Annotated in this window: 26 protein-coding genes; all 26 read right to left on the reverse strand. The window is 36.9% G+C overall.

The window, feature by feature from the left end; all coding sequences use genetic code 11:
• Positions 1 to 9 precede the first annotated feature (9 nt).
• Complete coding sequence (locus tag CKW02_RS12315; protein WP_003216465.1) at positions 10 to 525, reverse strand: phage terminase small subunit P27 family; 516 nt, start codon at positions 523 to 525, stop codon at positions 10 to 12.
• 227 nt (positions 526 to 752) lie between these two features.
• The gene (locus CKW02_RS12320) at positions 753 to 1,118 is read right to left on the reverse strand and encodes an HNH endonuclease (RefSeq protein ID WP_034620643.1); all 366 of its coding nucleotides are present in this window, start codon (positions 1,116 to 1,118) and stop codon (positions 753 to 755) included.
• A complete protein-coding gene (locus tag CKW02_RS12325) occupies positions 1,108 to 1,464 on the reverse strand; it encodes a hypothetical protein (RefSeq protein ID WP_034620567.1) in 357 nt (118 codons plus the stop codon). Before CKW02_RS12325 ends, CKW02_RS12320 begins: the two co-directional genes overlap by 11 nt.
• Before the next feature lie 58 nt (positions 1,465 to 1,522).
• Positions 1,523 to 2,146 (reverse strand): hypothetical protein, encoded by a 624-nt coding sequence (locus CKW02_RS12330; RefSeq protein WP_003216536.1) that lies wholly within the window; start codon positions 2,144 to 2,146, stop codon positions 1,523 to 1,525.
• Positions 2,147 to 2,310: 164 nt separating this feature from the next.
• Positions 2,311 to 2,700, reverse strand: a complete 390-nt coding sequence (locus CKW02_RS12335) for a hypothetical protein (RefSeq protein ID WP_003216707.1) — start codon at positions 2,698 to 2,700, stop codon at positions 2,311 to 2,313.
• A complete protein-coding gene (locus CKW02_RS12340; protein WP_003216755.1) occupies positions 2,700 to 3,038 on the reverse strand; it encodes a hypothetical protein in 339 nt (112 codons plus the stop codon). Before CKW02_RS12340 ends, CKW02_RS12335 begins: the two co-directional genes overlap by 1 nt.
• Before the next feature lie 31 nt (positions 3,039 to 3,069).
• A complete protein-coding gene (locus CKW02_RS20145; RefSeq protein ID WP_155114468.1) occupies positions 3,070 to 3,237 on the reverse strand; it encodes a hypothetical protein in 168 nt (55 codons plus the stop codon).
• A gap of 9 nt (positions 3,238 to 3,246) precedes the next feature.
• Positions 3,247 to 4,059, reverse strand: coding sequence for a type II toxin-antitoxin system PemK/MazF family toxin (locus tag CKW02_RS12345; protein ID WP_003216373.1), 813 nt, complete (start codon positions 4,057 to 4,059; stop codon positions 3,247 to 3,249).
• A 311-nt stretch (positions 4,060 to 4,370) separates the two neighbouring features.
• On the reverse strand, positions 4,371 to 5,462 hold the full coding sequence (locus CKW02_RS12350; RefSeq protein ID WP_003216827.1) for a DUF2971 domain-containing protein: 1,092 nt from the start codon (positions 5,460 to 5,462) through the stop codon (positions 4,371 to 4,373).
• A gap of 141 nt (positions 5,463 to 5,603) precedes the next feature.
• Positions 5,604 to 6,146 carry a site-specific integrase gene (locus CKW02_RS12355; RefSeq protein WP_003216618.1) on the reverse strand — a complete coding sequence of 181 codons (543 nt, stop codon included), beginning with the start codon at positions 6,144 to 6,146 and terminating at the stop codon, positions 5,604 to 5,606.
• Positions 6,143 to 6,592, reverse strand: a complete 450-nt coding sequence (locus CKW02_RS12360) for an ArpU family phage packaging/lysis transcriptional regulator (RefSeq protein WP_003216791.1) — start codon at positions 6,590 to 6,592, stop codon at positions 6,143 to 6,145. Before CKW02_RS12360 ends, CKW02_RS12355 begins: the two co-directional genes overlap by 4 nt.
• A 13-nt stretch (positions 6,593 to 6,605) precedes the next feature.
• Positions 6,606 to 6,734, reverse strand: coding sequence for a hypothetical protein (locus CKW02_RS20615; RefSeq protein WP_257736824.1), 129 nt, complete (start codon positions 6,732 to 6,734; stop codon positions 6,606 to 6,608).
• A gap of 85 nt (positions 6,735 to 6,819) precedes the next feature.
• The gene (locus CKW02_RS12365) at positions 6,820 to 7,425 is read right to left on the reverse strand and encodes a hypothetical protein (protein ID WP_003216268.1); all 606 of its coding nucleotides are present in this window, start codon (positions 7,423 to 7,425) and stop codon (positions 6,820 to 6,822) included.
• A gap of 53 nt (positions 7,426 to 7,478) precedes the next feature.
• Complete coding sequence (locus CKW02_RS12370) at positions 7,479 to 7,886, reverse strand: hypothetical protein (RefSeq protein WP_003216655.1); 408 nt, start codon at positions 7,884 to 7,886, stop codon at positions 7,479 to 7,481.
• 20 nt (positions 7,887 to 7,906) lie between these two features.
• Complete coding sequence (locus tag CKW02_RS12375; RefSeq protein WP_003216673.1) at positions 7,907 to 8,365, reverse strand: hypothetical protein; 459 nt, start codon at positions 8,363 to 8,365, stop codon at positions 7,907 to 7,909.
• Positions 8,366 to 8,384: 19 nt separating this feature from the next.
• Complete coding sequence (locus tag CKW02_RS12380; protein ID WP_003216524.1) at positions 8,385 to 9,368, reverse strand: DNA cytosine methyltransferase; 984 nt, start codon at positions 9,366 to 9,368, stop codon at positions 8,385 to 8,387.
• Positions 9,365 to 9,613: a hypothetical protein gene (locus CKW02_RS12385; protein WP_003216686.1), complete on the reverse strand. Its 249-nt coding sequence runs from the start codon at positions 9,611 to 9,613 to the stop codon at positions 9,365 to 9,367. Before CKW02_RS12385 ends, CKW02_RS12380 begins: the two co-directional genes overlap by 4 nt.
• Entirely contained in the window at positions 9,610 to 9,861 is a 252-nt protein-coding gene (locus CKW02_RS12390) for a hypothetical protein (RefSeq protein ID WP_003216213.1), read from the reverse strand. Before CKW02_RS12390 ends, CKW02_RS12385 begins: the two co-directional genes overlap by 4 nt.
• 33 nt (positions 9,862 to 9,894) lie before the next feature.
• The gene (locus CKW02_RS12395) at positions 9,895 to 10,104 is read right to left on the reverse strand and encodes an XtrA/YqaO family protein (protein WP_003216388.1); all 210 of its coding nucleotides are present in this window, start codon (positions 10,102 to 10,104) and stop codon (positions 9,895 to 9,897) included.
• 66 nt (positions 10,105 to 10,170) lie between these two features.
• Positions 10,171 to 10,350 (reverse strand): hypothetical protein, encoded by a 180-nt coding sequence (locus tag CKW02_RS20300; protein WP_231953233.1) that lies wholly within the window; start codon positions 10,348 to 10,350, stop codon positions 10,171 to 10,173.
• A gap of 4 nt (positions 10,351 to 10,354) precedes the next feature.
• Positions 10,355 to 10,489: a BH0509 family protein gene (locus tag CKW02_RS20150; protein ID WP_155114469.1), complete on the reverse strand. Its 135-nt coding sequence runs from the start codon at positions 10,487 to 10,489 to the stop codon at positions 10,355 to 10,357.
• 108 nt (positions 10,490 to 10,597) lie between these two features.
• On the reverse strand, positions 10,598 to 11,125 hold the full coding sequence (locus CKW02_RS12400) for a hypothetical protein (protein WP_003216670.1): 528 nt from the start codon (positions 11,123 to 11,125) through the stop codon (positions 10,598 to 10,600).
• Positions 11,122 to 11,277, reverse strand: a complete 156-nt coding sequence (locus CKW02_RS20305) for a DUF6906 family protein (protein ID WP_003216234.1) — start codon at positions 11,275 to 11,277, stop codon at positions 11,122 to 11,124. The genes CKW02_RS12400 and CKW02_RS20305 overlap by 4 nt, the downstream gene beginning before the upstream one ends.
• A gap of 108 nt (positions 11,278 to 11,385) precedes the next feature.
• A complete protein-coding gene (locus CKW02_RS12405) occupies positions 11,386 to 12,252 on the reverse strand; it encodes a P-loop NTPase family protein (protein ID WP_231953203.1) in 867 nt (288 codons plus the stop codon).
• Positions 12,191 to 13,051, reverse strand: a complete 861-nt coding sequence (locus CKW02_RS12410; protein ID WP_003216567.1) for a phage replisome organizer N-terminal domain-containing protein — start codon at positions 13,049 to 13,051, stop codon at positions 12,191 to 12,193. Before CKW02_RS12410 ends, CKW02_RS12405 begins: the two co-directional genes overlap by 62 nt.
• Before the next feature lie 80 nt (positions 13,052 to 13,131).
• Positions 13,132 to 13,308, reverse strand: a complete 177-nt coding sequence (locus CKW02_RS20310) for a hypothetical protein (RefSeq protein ID WP_003216681.1) — start codon at positions 13,306 to 13,308, stop codon at positions 13,132 to 13,134.
• Positions 13,309 to 13,336: the final 28 nt, after the last annotated feature.

Below are 13,336 nucleotides of genomic sequence, written 5' to 3' on the forward strand. Positions count from 1 at the left end.
GCTTAATTGTCACACGTTATCAAACTCCTTCTCAGCAGCCGTCTTTTCCCGAATCTCCTGCGTTTTGGTGATCGCTAGTTTTGCGCGGGCTGATGGAGTAAGACCAAAATCATTTGCAGCTGACTTCATTTGATCAAAGAAGTTCTTTTGTCTTTTCAATAATGGGTGTTCTTCTCCAATCAATTCAATTGGATTTCCGTCCTCATCAAATCCATCTTTATGAACCATGAGTCCATCTTCCTCTATCACCTTGGTAATAGAAATATATTGAGAATAGGCATTACAATAGGCGGCCAACATGCTGATGTCTGCCTCCGTTATAATGTCCACTTCCTTTAATAGCTCGGCAATCCGTTTAAATTCCTTTTTTGCAACCTTATCTAACCAGGATGGAGGTTTGATATTGTTTGATCGCATTTTCATTTTCTGTTCTTGCTCAGCACGCATTTCCAATTCGTTAGTATTTTTCTTGTTTGGGTTACCTTGTATCAATTGAAGCGTTGCGGATTTTGCAGGTCTCGGCATATTTTTCACCTCATTCCGTTTCAAATTTTTGAAATTTATGCTTGTTTTTGAGCATAATCATGCTATGATCGAATTAACAACAAAACCAGTCATACCAAGCCCTCTCGGTATTTTCACCGAGGGGGTTTTTCGTGTTTTTGGAAACTTTGAAAAGCGGTGTTTGTTTGCAGACGACGGCTCACCGATCTTCACAAAGCCGTTTTCTAGGGATTTAATGCCGGGGGGTACTATGACCCTCGCTTGCCATGAACCTTGTTGTGACAGCTATTACACATACTTTCGAGATTATTTAAATCTAATCGACTGTTCCAATCCTGTTTAAGCTCCACTATGTGATGAACCATGACAGCAGGGACGACACGATCTTGTTTTAAACAGCTTTGACAAAGGTAATTGTCCCGCATTAGAACAAGTTGTCTTGTCTGTTTCCATTCTCTTGATTTATAAAAACTTGTTGATTGTTTATCTCGAACATGTTTGTTGTAATACTTCGCTTCCTGCTGCTTACCATCAGCATGAGTAGGACAATAACCATCCCTTGTTAACTCTCTGCACCCTCGCACCTTACACTCCCTCAATGGTTTAGGTGGCATTTGATTCACCAGCTTTCCTCTCATCTATCATCGCTAACAAAACAAAGGCATGAAGATGTCCCACTTTCTGTACAGCATAAAACCCCCTATACTGCCTTTGATATGATGCTAGATAGGATCGTGCTGCTTCATAGGACATAGTCTGGCTGACATGTAGGATGCTGTCTATAGCTTGCCTATCCCTCACACCATAAGACCCAAGCATCCCTAACCCCCTGATGATCTCCCCATCCGCCCATATACAGCCCCTTTTATTAAGGGCTTTAAGACCGTTATACAATTGGTCTGTACTTATTGCGTGTCCAATTGCTGAGTTAATGATTAGTTCCCTTAGTGAGTTGTCCATGTTGTGTCCCTCCCCAAAATAAAAAGCACCCCGAAGGATGCCATTAGTATTCAAACTTTTATTTATTGAATTTTTTAAGTTCAATATACTTGTTTTCAAGTTGCTCAAAAGTTTTATGAAATATAAGACAATACTGTTCAATCTCCTCAAAAGCTTCAACGTAGTTTATGTGTTTTTTTACCTTACCCAATGTTGTCACTTTTTTATTTAATGAGGTACGAATTTCTTTTGCCTTTTCAGCAGATTCATAATCGAGAACACTCATGTAAGCGGCCCTATCTTGAAATATAAGCTCAGTAAATTCTGGAATTAAATAAGATTGATTACTTAAAAATTTTTCACGTTTTTCATTATCTAAATTTCTTGAAATTTCTAACCCACCATATGCCAAGGTTTGATAATTAAAATATTTCCTTATAAATTCTTGACAAGTCTCCATTTTAATGTGTACCGTTTGCAAAAATAATTCCCTATCTCTATGGTTTAATTGCATTCTAATACCATAATAAGTTATTCCCCCACCTATTACCGCACCAGTGAAACCTATTATTCCAGCCCACATTGTTTCCTTCTCTTCAAAAAACAAATTCAATAATCCTGTGTAAATAATAAGATCACCTAATAGTAAAGAAATAATAATAATAAAGAAAACAGTATTTGAATACATATTCGACTTTTTCATTTCTAAAAACCTCCTGTCTTTATATCGACAGAAATTAGAAAATTCGAATTAAAAAACGTCCCCTTAAAGGAGACGACGTTCTTAATCTTAATTTATCACCTAATACCATCATAACCTCTCTCAGACAAAACGTTTTGCCAAGATCGTGCCAAAATTATGCCATTCTAGAGTTCTGAAATTCTGTTAATGTACTTCGTTAGTACCTTTCCTCCAGACGTCATTACATAAAAATTATCTGCTTCTTTTCTTCTATTCTCAAATTTGTTTACATCTGTAGACATGTCAACCGATGTAGTTACAAATAATAATTGAGTTGCTGCAGCTTTATCTAAGGTCATTAGAACACTTAAATCATCTAAGTCATTATGTTTTATCTTAAAAAGAATGTCTGTCAAACCTATTTTCTCTTCTGACTTGTCAATAAATACTGATTCTATAATATTAAAATTTACAATATCCACATCATAAAATTCTTTTAAAGCATTGATCGCAATTAAATCTTCATGTTTAACAACACTTTCCTTATCTACAATATCTTTTAAAATGGTCCCCATTATGACACATGCTTTACTTGAATTAGATAACAATATATTTGAAAAAAATTACTTATAAATTCGACTTTCTCATCATCGACAGAAATATATTTTTCTAATTTTTCTAGTTGAGCTTGTGTAGGATCTTCGTTCATGCTAAATCCATTTAAAAATGCTCTAAATTTTAACATGCTGCCAAACTTATATGATTTATATAAAGTCTTTGCAATTCCAGAAGTCTCTACTATTAATTGAACATTGTCATTATCAAAAATATCGCTTTTTAATTGTGAATAACTCCTATTGTGATTTTTTAATTTCTCTAATATTGTTTTTATATTTCCAACAAGATCACTCATTTTATTCCTCCTTAACTATTATTATACACTTTTAGTTATCCACACAATCCACCATTTCACCATATATATTAATGCTCCATTCACTTGCCAATAAAAAAGCGGTTCCACAATGGAAGCCGCTCTTCAACTTATCACCTAATACCATCATAACCGCTCTGAGACAAAATGCTTTGCCAAGATAGTGCCAAAAGTGTGCCATTTTTATAACTCACGAAGTTTTAAAAAAACCTAAATAAACTTTCAAAGCAATCATTATTTGTTTCATTTTAAATTTGTCTAAATCGGCAACTTTATTTACCAACCTCCTTCTGGAGATTGTGCGAATAATTTCACATGCAGCAAAATAGTCCATTTCCGTCTTTAATATCGACTTTTCTATAAGAACATGAGTTGGCAATGAACTCTCTTTAATTTGATTTGTTAACTTTACTACCCCTACTGAACGAGAATATTTATTTGAGGTATCATTGCTAATTACCAAATAGTACGAGTTTCCATCGTCACTAACTCTAGAGTCCATTTGGTAAATACCGCCTTGTCTAATTTCAGGCTCAAATACTTTATTTCTAACTTTCTTCTTTGCTTGTTTGATTGAAGTTGTACCTCCTTTCCTTTCTTCACTCTTATTATTAACATCTTGTTTCTCTTCATCTTTTAATTGCTCATTGTAAATTGCTTTCGAAGCAGGACTTTCCTCAAAATCCTTATACATTTTAACCATGTCCTCTATTTTGTTATGTGTAGAATTATTTCCTTCCACTATGATATTTTCCATACTTATAAGATTTTTTTCTAATTTACTAATATTCGCATCTAACTTCTCTTCTCTAAAGTGAGTTTTAAAGCCTTCGAACAAAGACATAATAATTGCTAGAATTGCTAATACAATTGATGTTATGCCGCTTCCTATAGAAATAACATCTATAATGGAGTCTTGTTTACCCCATAAATTATAGGTTAATAATAAGACTATTAAACCTATCAAGACACTTACTGTCCATTTCCAATCTCTACTTGTCATTGTATCCTCCTAAATTGACTTTATGAATGTAATTTACATTATTAATTTTCTAATTTCAACCATTATAATCCACACAATCCACCAATTAACCATATCTATTATTGTGTCTAACTCAGGGAAACGCTAAATCTTTTGCCCCTCTTGCTTTTCAGCCATTTTCTTAAAATCAGTTGGACATTTTCTCATTTTGGCCAGCTGATCTAAAAAGCAAAATTAAGACTCACCTTTTACTAAATAGGTGAGTCCATAAATTTATCTTTATTAAAGCATATTTGATATTTTATTCCATAGTGAGCAAATATATAATATTTCTAAAATCGATATGGTATACTTGATTTTTTAATCTCATCAGATGAAATATCAATATCCACTAATTTGAGAAATTTGCGAAGCCCTTCCAAATTAATATCCATATTGTTTTTTGGTCCAATACTTACACCTAAAACAGCTTTTTTATCAAATTTCGATTCTATATAAGGAATAAAAGTCCCATTCGATACTCTACATTGATAGGTTTCTATATTTCTGATAGCTAACCTAAACTCTTCTTCCTGTGCAAAGCAAACATCTTTAAAAAATATAGAGATATAATTTACTAACTCTAAACTGCCAAGCAAAATTGTTGCATAAGTTCTTTCTGAGAGCTCTTTATAAATTTCAGCAAAGCCAGTTGCTGAAACCTTTTCTTTTGAGATCTTTACGGCAGTTTTTTTAAAAATTTCTTCTAAATCAACTGCTGAAGCGTTCTTTTGTAATATCTCTGCTATTGCCTCGTCCAAAATCACTTCTAAATCAGCTGCTGGAGCTTCTGTTTTATTATCTGATGGCGATTTAGCTAAAATTTCATTGAAATCAACTGATTTTCCATTAAGAGTTCTTATGGTATAAAACATACTAATTAATACGGATTCTAATAGCCTTTTTTGCTGAGTAATATCGTAATTTACTTGTGAAACAATCACATTCAATCCAGCCTTTTTAAAGCTGGCAGTTAACTTGTTTAAATCAAGCTTAATACAATAGCCATCATTTTTTGAATAATTTGACCATAGTAAATTTGAATCTGGGTTGGTGCTAAAGGAAAGTGAATAACAATTCTTTTTTTCCTGTTCAAAATACAAAGTAATTAACATGTCATAATCCCTCATGATTGATTCTGTTTCACTTTCACTTAATCCATATTTTTCACAAAAGGAAAACATTATTTCTCTGCTTAACCCTAAAGTATATTTTATTTCATTCATATCATTTAAGAAGTCAATATGAGAAATCCAAAAAGCCTTATTTTCAAGAATCCCCTTAAAACCATGAATATCTGTATAATGATATATTTCTCTTGGTTTCTTTTTACTAGATATAAATGGTCCAAAAATTTGTTCAAGAAATTCATACTCAACCGTCAAAATTATTCACCACTCCTAATATTATTAATTACTATTAATATAAACTTTTGGAGATTTTAATCAAGGATAAATATGGGGGTAAATTAAATATTTGATATTAAGTTCTTACCTTTAGATTCAAATTATTTTGAGTCCTTAATTTCATATCCCAAAATTATCCATCGTTTTGTCCATTGTATCCTGGGTGATTCCGATATATCTCAATGTAATATCCGGACTTGAGTGATTGAACATTTCTTGCAATAGAGCAACATCCTTGAATTTCTTATAATGCCAGTAACCGAATGTCTTCCTTAGTGTATGTGTGCCTATACTATCAAGGCCAACATACTCAGCTGCCTCTCTCAAAATGATATATGCACTACTACGACTAATTGGCTTGTTTAGCCCCTCCCTGCTTCTAAATATATACTCTTGATCATCACGATCTTTAATATATTGATCTAGTGCTTTCCGAAGTGTCTTGTTTATCTTGATTCTTTTTTCTTTGCCTGTCTTCTTCTCCCTTAAAGACACATATTGTTTCTTAACGTCTTTAACACGTAATTGAAGAAGATCAGATATTCTCAAGCCCAAATTGATTCCGGCCACAAAAAGCAGCAAGTTTCTTTTGTTCCGCTCTCCAAGATATTTCTTTATATAATGGATCTGATCAAGGTCCCTAATCGGCTGAACAAAATTCATGATTTATCCCCCTGCTTGTACACTTCTTCTCTCAAAGCAAAGGCCAGTCTATAATACGCTTTATTTTTAACACGATAATAATTCCTTTGACTGAGACCCATCTCCCCGTAAATTTCGTAATCAAACATTTCTTCATCTTGCATATAGAGCATAACTAGAATGCGGCGCTCTTTTTGCGTAAGACGATTGATTGCACGCTGAATCCGTTTCATGAATTGATCACGCTTGATTTCCCAGTCCATTTTTTTAAGGGCTGCATCCTCGGTCGATGAATGAAACTGATTGGAGAAACTCGGCGGCGTTATGGTATATGTTGTTGTGATCTTTGGAAGAAAGTCTTCCGGCGTTTGCAACCTAAGTATTTTATATTTTTCCATCATTTTTTCCATTTTGAATCTTGTTTTTTCTTCGTCGATCTGCGGAATGTCTAAAAGTGTTTGATTCAAGATAATTCCCCCTTTATTTTCTGCGCATTGCCCCGCCTTTGACTCGCTTTAATCGTTGCATGTTTTGCCCCATAAGCTCTCTTAAATCTCTGTCAGTGAGCTTCTGCGGCTGTTTTTTTGGTTTATCCTTCTTAATGTTCATCCTCCGTTCAGACAAATAAAAAACGGACACCAACCAGCACCCTTAAAAGGTGTTGATCAGTGTCCGCAGGCTCTCCGTCTTGGACTTATTTTTTCCTAAGAAGAAATTTTATCACTATCATTATCATGAGAGAAATCACAGCAGATGTTGTTAAGAAAATTAATAAATTAATAGGAGTATCATCCTTAATAAAGTTAAGGTTTTGATTTAGAATATCTAAAACAATCGTTGTAAAAAGAAAAGCGATAGCTGAACCAGTTACAAAACTAAAAAGTGAATGAATACTTTTTTCATTCTCATCACTAGCTTCATTATTGGAATTATTCGAAAGGTTCGAATTCAGACTAGATTCTTTTAAATCTAATAACTCTTCGGATATTTTTGATTTTTGAGAACTCGGTAGAAAACTCGTTTCAAAAATCTCTCTAATGAGACGATTAATTACATTCTCTAAATTATTAATATCTTTACTCTTTATTTTGTATGATTTTGAATATGCCATACACAGTGTTTTTATAAGGGAAACACTCGGGATTTCGCCTTCTGAGATATAATTTTTCAGCGTCTTGTTTAACTCTGAATTTGCAATTTCAACTCTGTTTTTATATTCTTTTCGATCTAACAATCTCATAATAAGGCTATTAATTACTGTAAAAATTAAACCAAAAATAAAAGTAGTCAACCAGTACATCCAAAACAATCCTTTTTGATTTAATTATATAACATTCACAAAATAAATGCTTTTTATTTCACCTCGAAAGCTGGTGTATAGATATGCCCCTTAACGCCTGTCCAATTACTGTTTTTGTAGATTGTCATTTTGATCCGTTGCGTGCCGGATGTGTGATTGACGATGTAAAACTCTTTTGCAGGTGTGGCGGTCTTAAACGATCCAACGAGACTAAACCGTTGATCTTTCCATTTGCCGCTCACCTTCTTTTGTAACGTGAAGCGGTAGTATACTGTCTCATTGCCCGTTTTACGTGCTGTCACGTCGATTGATTTAGCTCTCGGCGTGTAAGAATTAGCATCCGTTGATACGCTGACTGTATGCCCTCCGATTGTTTTATATCCGCTAGTTACCGCTTGAGCAGACGGCGCATAAAGCACCGCCGCAATAATAATAGTTAGTGTGATTAGTAGTTTTTTCACTTCATTGGCCCCTTTTCAATTTAATTTAATGAGAATGATGGAACTGCTTCAAACGCTATTTCTTTACGCTGTCTTGACCAACCGTTTATATATGGTTTTGAATTTCTGTAAAGTATCTCCCACTTTTCCTTGCAAATATCCCTATGAAAATTCCATATAATTACATCTTCATTCAACGATCCTTCAATATCGTTGAGCTCCCACAAACCCCAATTGTCCCAAGCATCACTTTCTAGCCAACGTTCTATATCATAATCTGATCCAAAAACGAAGAAAGGACCGTCATCAATCGAATACAATAAAAACAATTCATCGTTCCAGTTATCTTCCTCCATAGACTCTAATACTCTACTAGGATTTATTTTCAAGGAGATTTCTCTAGCTTCTGTTCTTTCAGCATCAGTTTTTTTCAGTTCGTTTTTTATAAATTCAATCGCTTCCCTAAGCGTTTCAAATTCCTTTAACACATGTTCACTCATTCCGTTTCCTCCTAAGCCGCTAGGCTCTATTTGATATATCAACAATCGCTTTAAAGATTGGGTAAATTTGTTGTGGTACAACGGCGTTTCCTAATCCTTTAATTCTGTCCACCCGATTGGGAACCCCATGAGCCACTCGACCCACGTCGGGTTCAGCTGGCCACCGTTGACCGACGTCATCTGTTTCCGTTCCTCTTCGGTGATAACTCCTTGTTCCTGAAGATCGATCATTGTCTGAAATGACCCAGTGCCGCCGCACATCCCCTTGGTTCTCTTTGTCGGAAAAAGTTGTACAGCTGCAGGAAGTCCATTTCTCTTGTCGTATGGATTTATGTTCCCCCTCTTCTCCGCATCGTTTGCTCTCGGAGTCGGCCAGAGTTTCGTTATAGCTGTGTGAAGGTTCTGACACGATGGAATCACAGCTTTCTTTTCGTTGTAACTCTTGCTGTTTGGATTGTTGAATCTTTTCCGACTGTCTCTTGTGTTCCATGCGTACGAAGCTGTCGGAGTAGGAAACAACGAAAGTTCGATCTCTTCGATGTTTGGCGTCGACGGCACAAGCCGGTATAATAAACGATTGGACTTTGTAACCCGTACTTTCCAAGTCAAGTAGCGTGCGGTCGAGTTCCATGTTTGCGAAGTTAGCAACGTTTTCACCAACAACCCAAGTGGGTCTGAGTTCTTTGATGATCCTAAACATTTCTGGCCAGAGGTCTCGGTCATCTTCCGTGCCTCTTCGCTTCCCGGCACTACTGTAAGGCTGGCAAGGGAATCCTCCTGAAATAATGTCAATTGTTCCATTAGGTTCAATCACTCCTTTGTCTTCTAAAAGTTGTCTATTCAAGGTGCGTACATCATCAAAGACAGGAACGTTAGGGAAGTTTTGATTCAGCAGTTTTTGACAGTAGGGTTCACGCTCACAGAAGGCGACAGTTTCAATGCCCGCCCATTCTGCAGCAAGTGCAATTCCTCCGATTCCTGCGAATAACTCTATACTTTTCATTGCATCAACCCAGCGACAGCAATAATCCCCATAAATGCCAGCAGTGTAAATATGACAGGTCCGTTTGACTCACGCTTTGCCAAGATGACATTGCCCTCTATAACAAGATCATCATTTTCACGCACCAGCATTGGTACAACGTTTTCCGGCACTTTAAGATGGACAGCAGCATCCTGAATCGTGATCGCTTGATGTTTGCAGGCTTTGACAGCCTGCGATAGTTCAACGTGTTTTGGTAGACTCATACTTTTTCACCATCCAATCGCTTCATAAAAGCAAATTCATATTGCTTCTCGATGTTTCTCATGGCTGCTACCCCGCCTCTATGAAACTCATCTTTAGTTCTTTCGAAATGTCGCTGCTCCCAATTCAGTTCGTTTAAGAAAAGCTTTGAGAATCCGTCGATCTGCTGATTCTTTTTATATATTTCTCTTTTCAAACATTCCACCTCATGCAAAAGGTGCTCAACGTTCACTTGATCTTTTGATAACATCGTGATTCCTCCCACGCAGGGGACGAACCCCTGCTATTTTTTAATTTTATGGCTGAAATCAAATCTAACTCGGTCAAAACTGCCTTTAAATGTCTCGATAATCGTGTGACCATGCTCTGGCGCATCGATGCAATAGGCTGTATTGTTGATACCGTCCAGCACGACCACTTGGACTTTTCCTTGTTCGACTGAGGTTGTAAAAAGTTCATTTTTTGCTAATGAAATCGTCTGCGGTTCGTTCACTTTGATCACTCCATGTGATATAATAAAGTTCTCTACGTTTTATTAATCACATGGAAATCATGGTGATCATTGAGACTCGACGGATTGATCTGTGCGCTTCCAACGCCAGTCTTTACGTTTGAGTCTCTTTTTATATGGTTTTGGTGGGTGCTGCTGCCTATAAGCTGCAAGCTCATCCTCTGACATAACCCACGCTTTCACTGGACCTGCTTTGTATGGATTCACTACAGTCTCCAAATTGTTCACCTCCTTATTCGTCACGCTGCGGCACGTTGAGATTAAAGATTCTTTCGAGTTCTTCGTCTGATAGTTTTTCGCAATATTCGCGACCAACGTTGTTGAGACTCAACCACTCGATCATTAACGCTCTATCATCACTGGTCATCACTTAATGCCTCCCCTCTTTTTGAGGTGGCGCACGGCTGCTGTCTTGATCCGTTTTGGACAATCTTCATACCGCGCAATCACTTCCAACTGCCGTGCTGTCGCTTTCTCAAATGGCAACAAGATGCTTTTTCTTTTCATGCTTGTACTCCTTTCCTAGCGCGCCGCCTTTACGTGGTTCGATCTTGCCTAACTCGGCTTGATCTATAATCAGCAACAGGATGTCATGGACATTGCGGGCCAAACGATTGGCCATATGTCTGATCGGCTCATGATCCTGCCACATTTGTCTAAATAAAATAATGTCTTTTTCATCCCATATGAAATCGCTGTGCGGACAAGCATAGTAAACCGGTTGTTGTTCAAACAGCCTGCGTAAATCTCTTTTTTTGTAGCTCATTGCGCTTTTTTTGATATACATGGGCTCGTTTGCGCCGACACCGTTCGGACGCTCCTTGATCTTTCCACGCTTGCTGAAATCAATCATCAGCAACAATACTTCTTCTGACGGTCGGTTAAATAACTCCGCCATCTCTTCAATTGATCTGCCTTCGTACCAGTAATCAAGAAAACGTTTTAGTCCAACAATCGTCCATTCAAAATTCACATGTTCTAAAATGATTCTAGTGACACTCATTTCGCAATTTCCTTTCTGCGACCGACCTCTTTGTGTACAACGTGCACAGATGTCGCTAGATTCTTTTCTACGAGCCAATAAAGTGGGTTTAACCCATTTACCACTAAAATCTTTCTTTCGGCTCTCGTGGGCTTTCTGCCGCCTTTTTTCATGATCGTTCCTCCTTGTGTTTTTCATAGTCTTTTAAATTGGCATCCAAACTGGCTATTAAACTAGCAATTTCGGATGCTGTTGGGTTACTACCGATCATAGCTTCCCTCCTAAAAGGGCAATTCTTCGTCACGCTTATCAAAGGTTTCTTTAAACAAAATGTATTTAGACCTTTTTGTCATTCGTGATACAAGTTTTGTGTCGTACATTTGTTTTAATTTGTCTCCAGTTAAATTGGATGTGTAAATCGTTGCTTTATCCTGTCTAGCTGATGTGACTGCATAAAGTATCTTGTGTATAAAGTTGGTGGCCTCACTCTTTGAGTGTTCAGATCCTGTTTCAGCCCCTACGTCATCAATCACAAGATAATCCACATCACCTATAAGCCCTGTTACATAACCTTGTGTGAATTTACTTTCTTTGTTGTGGAAAGAATCTTGAATTGCAAAAGCAGCATCAGCAAGGTTTACAAACAAGCATGATTTCCCCATATCCTCGGGGTTGTCAGGGTCAGGCGGTACATTGAGTGCTTTAAGTGCTGCATAAGCTAGGTGACTTTTCCCTACACCTGGATGACCTTGAAGAAAAATGTTGAATACTTCCCCTTGTTTTAAATAACCAACCATTTCCATCATGCGGCGCTTATTTGCTGATTCCTCAGGCTCGGCCACTTTGTAATTATCAAACGTCGCATTCGCAATGGTCCTGTCTCGGAAGATGCTTCGCTTTTCAAGTGTGTTGAAATTCTTTGTTCGCTGGCTGAACTCTATCTGACTCTCTAAGTCTCTTTGAAGCTTCTTTTCATCTGCCTCCAGTTCACACCTTGGACAGACAACCTTGCCATTGAGGATCATCATACGAACAGGCTTTACGACATCCTTGTTACCTCTGGTGTATGTGTGTTTCTCACAAAAATCAGAATGGAAGGTCATTCTTGCGTTTAAGGGTCCCGCTGCCACTGATTTGATGCTCTGCACGTTTTATCACCCCCGCACCTTCATTCAGATATCCTTCAAACTTTGTTCCAAACAATGTCGTTGGCTGCAGGTATTTATTCATTTTGTCGTCTTTAAGCCATTGATTAGTTTTTGTCAGGATCACTGTTTTAAAGTCTTCAAATCTGAACCCGTCATTCCAGCGGGCTTTAATTAATCTTTGTGTAGCTGCAGATGAATGTCTGAATGACTTTCCTGTTACTTTGTTCAAAAGATCAACAATCAGTTTGAATGGAATTTCAGATTCTTGAGTTTTAGGATTATCAGTCGGGTTGCCCGACAATATATCTTTTAATTCTTTATCTTTATCTAATTCTTTATCTATATCTGTTGCGTGACTTGGTGTGACGTTGATCGTGACGTCACGTGACATGTCATTTTTTGGTTGTGGAAGGCTCTGTTTTTTGCGTTGCTTTTGCTTTCTCAATCGGTTCTGCTCCCTGATCTTTTCGAGAGCATCCAAATTCTGATGCTTCTCCCAATTACATATACTGATATAATTCTGTTCATTGATTTCTATCATGCCAAATTTCCTGAATGTGTCTAAAGCCATACGAACAATTCCTAATGGTCTTCCAAAGATATGCGCTAGCATTTCGTCTGTGTAAGGCACGTTTTCGCTTAGATAAATAAAACCAGATGCGTTAGTTTTTCCTGCTTGAGCAAGTAACTTAACCCATATAATCAACAGAGTGTCAGATTCAGGCATTTGTTCAATGAGTTTGATTTTTTCATCATCGAACATCTGGGTGCTTAGTTTCACCCATTTGACTTCCCCCATCTTTAAAAGCCTCCTAATGTTTTTCATGAATAGTTTTTCTAATTAAAGCTTGTCCTCTAAAAAAAGGTGAAACAAAAGTTTCAAGCCTCTTTATTTTTTTTGTTCTTCTCTTTTTTTACTGGTGTGTAATAAGGCGCCACAGCCTCAGTAAAAAGTTTTTCTCTGTCTTCTGTTCCAAAGAAAACTTCTCCGAGGAACAGATTGCTTTTTCTCTTTTTCTTACTTTGAACTTTTGATTCACTTGTTTTTTTATTCATGATCTAACCTCCGCCTTATTTGAATTGA

This window comes from Bacillus pumilus (assembly GCF_900186955.1).
In the GTDB taxonomy this organism is placed as follows: Bacteria; Bacillota; Bacilli; order Bacillales; family Bacillaceae; genus Bacillus; species Bacillus pumilus.

Excerpts from the sequence above, each read along its gene's own strand:
- CKW02_RS12315 (WP_003216465.1), bottom strand. The coding sequence starts at position 525 with ATGCCGAGACCTGCAAAATCCGCAACGCTTCAATTGATACAAGGTAAC.
- CKW02_RS12320 (WP_034620643.1), bottom strand. The coding sequence starts at position 1,118 with ATGCCACCTAAACCATTGAGGGAGTGTAAGGTGCGAGGGTGCAGAGAG.
- CKW02_RS12325 (WP_034620567.1), bottom strand. The coding sequence starts at position 1,464 with ATGGACAACTCACTAAGGGAACTAATCATTAACTCAGCAATTGGACAC.
- CKW02_RS12330 (WP_003216536.1), bottom strand. The coding sequence starts at position 2,146 with ATGAAAAAGTCGAATATGTATTCAAATACTGTTTTCTTTATTATTATT.
- CKW02_RS12335 (WP_003216707.1), bottom strand. The coding sequence starts at position 2,700 with ATGGGGACCATTTTAAAAGATATTGTAGATAAGGAAAGTGTTGTTAAA.
- CKW02_RS12340 (WP_003216755.1), bottom strand. The coding sequence starts at position 3,038 with ATGAGTGATCTTGTTGGAAATATAAAAACAATATTAGAGAAATTAAAA.
- CKW02_RS20145 (WP_155114468.1), bottom strand. The coding sequence starts at position 3,237 with ATGGCACACTTTTGGCACTATCTTGGCAAAGCATTTTGTCTCAGAGCG.
- CKW02_RS12345 (WP_003216373.1), bottom strand. The coding sequence starts at position 4,059 with ATGACAAGTAGAGATTGGAAATGGACAGTAAGTGTCTTGATAGGTTTA.
- CKW02_RS12355 (WP_003216618.1), bottom strand. The coding sequence starts at position 6,146 with ATGAATTTTGTTCAGCCGATTAGGGACCTTGATCAGATCCATTATATA.
- CKW02_RS20615 (WP_257736824.1), bottom strand. The coding sequence starts at position 6,734 with ATGAACATTAAGAAGGATAAACCAAAAAAACAGCCGCAGAAGCTCACT.
- CKW02_RS12365 (WP_003216268.1), bottom strand. The coding sequence starts at position 7,425 with ATGTACTGGTTGACTACTTTTATTTTTGGTTTAATTTTTACAGTAATT.
- CKW02_RS12375 (WP_003216673.1), bottom strand. The coding sequence starts at position 8,365 with ATGAGTGAACATGTGTTAAAGGAATTTGAAACGCTTAGGGAAGCGATT.
- CKW02_RS12380 (WP_003216524.1), bottom strand. The coding sequence starts at position 9,368 with ATGAAAAGTATAGAGTTATTCGCAGGAATCGGAGGAATTGCACTTGCT.
- CKW02_RS12385 (WP_003216686.1), bottom strand. The coding sequence starts at position 9,613 with ATGAGTCTACCAAAACACGTTGAACTATCGCAGGCTGTCAAAGCCTGC.
- CKW02_RS12390 (WP_003216213.1), bottom strand. The coding sequence starts at position 9,861 with ATGTTATCAAAAGATCAAGTGAACGTTGAGCACCTTTTGCATGAGGTG.
- CKW02_RS20150 (WP_155114469.1), bottom strand. The coding sequence starts at position 10,489 with ATGACCAGTGATGATAGAGCGTTAATGATCGAGTGGTTGAGTCTCAAC.
- CKW02_RS12400 (WP_003216670.1), bottom strand. The coding sequence starts at position 11,125 with ATGAGTGTCACTAGAATCATTTTAGAACATGTGAATTTTGAATGGACG.
- CKW02_RS20305 (WP_003216234.1), bottom strand. The coding sequence starts at position 11,277 with ATGAAAAAAGGCGGCAGAAAGCCCACGAGAGCCGAAAGAAAGATTTTA.
- CKW02_RS12410 (WP_003216567.1), bottom strand. The coding sequence starts at position 13,051 with ATGGGGGAAGTCAAATGGGTGAAACTAAGCACCCAGATGTTCGATGAT.
- CKW02_RS20310 (WP_003216681.1), bottom strand. The coding sequence starts at position 13,308 with ATGAATAAAAAAACAAGTGAATCAAAAGTTCAAAGTAAGAAAAAGAGA.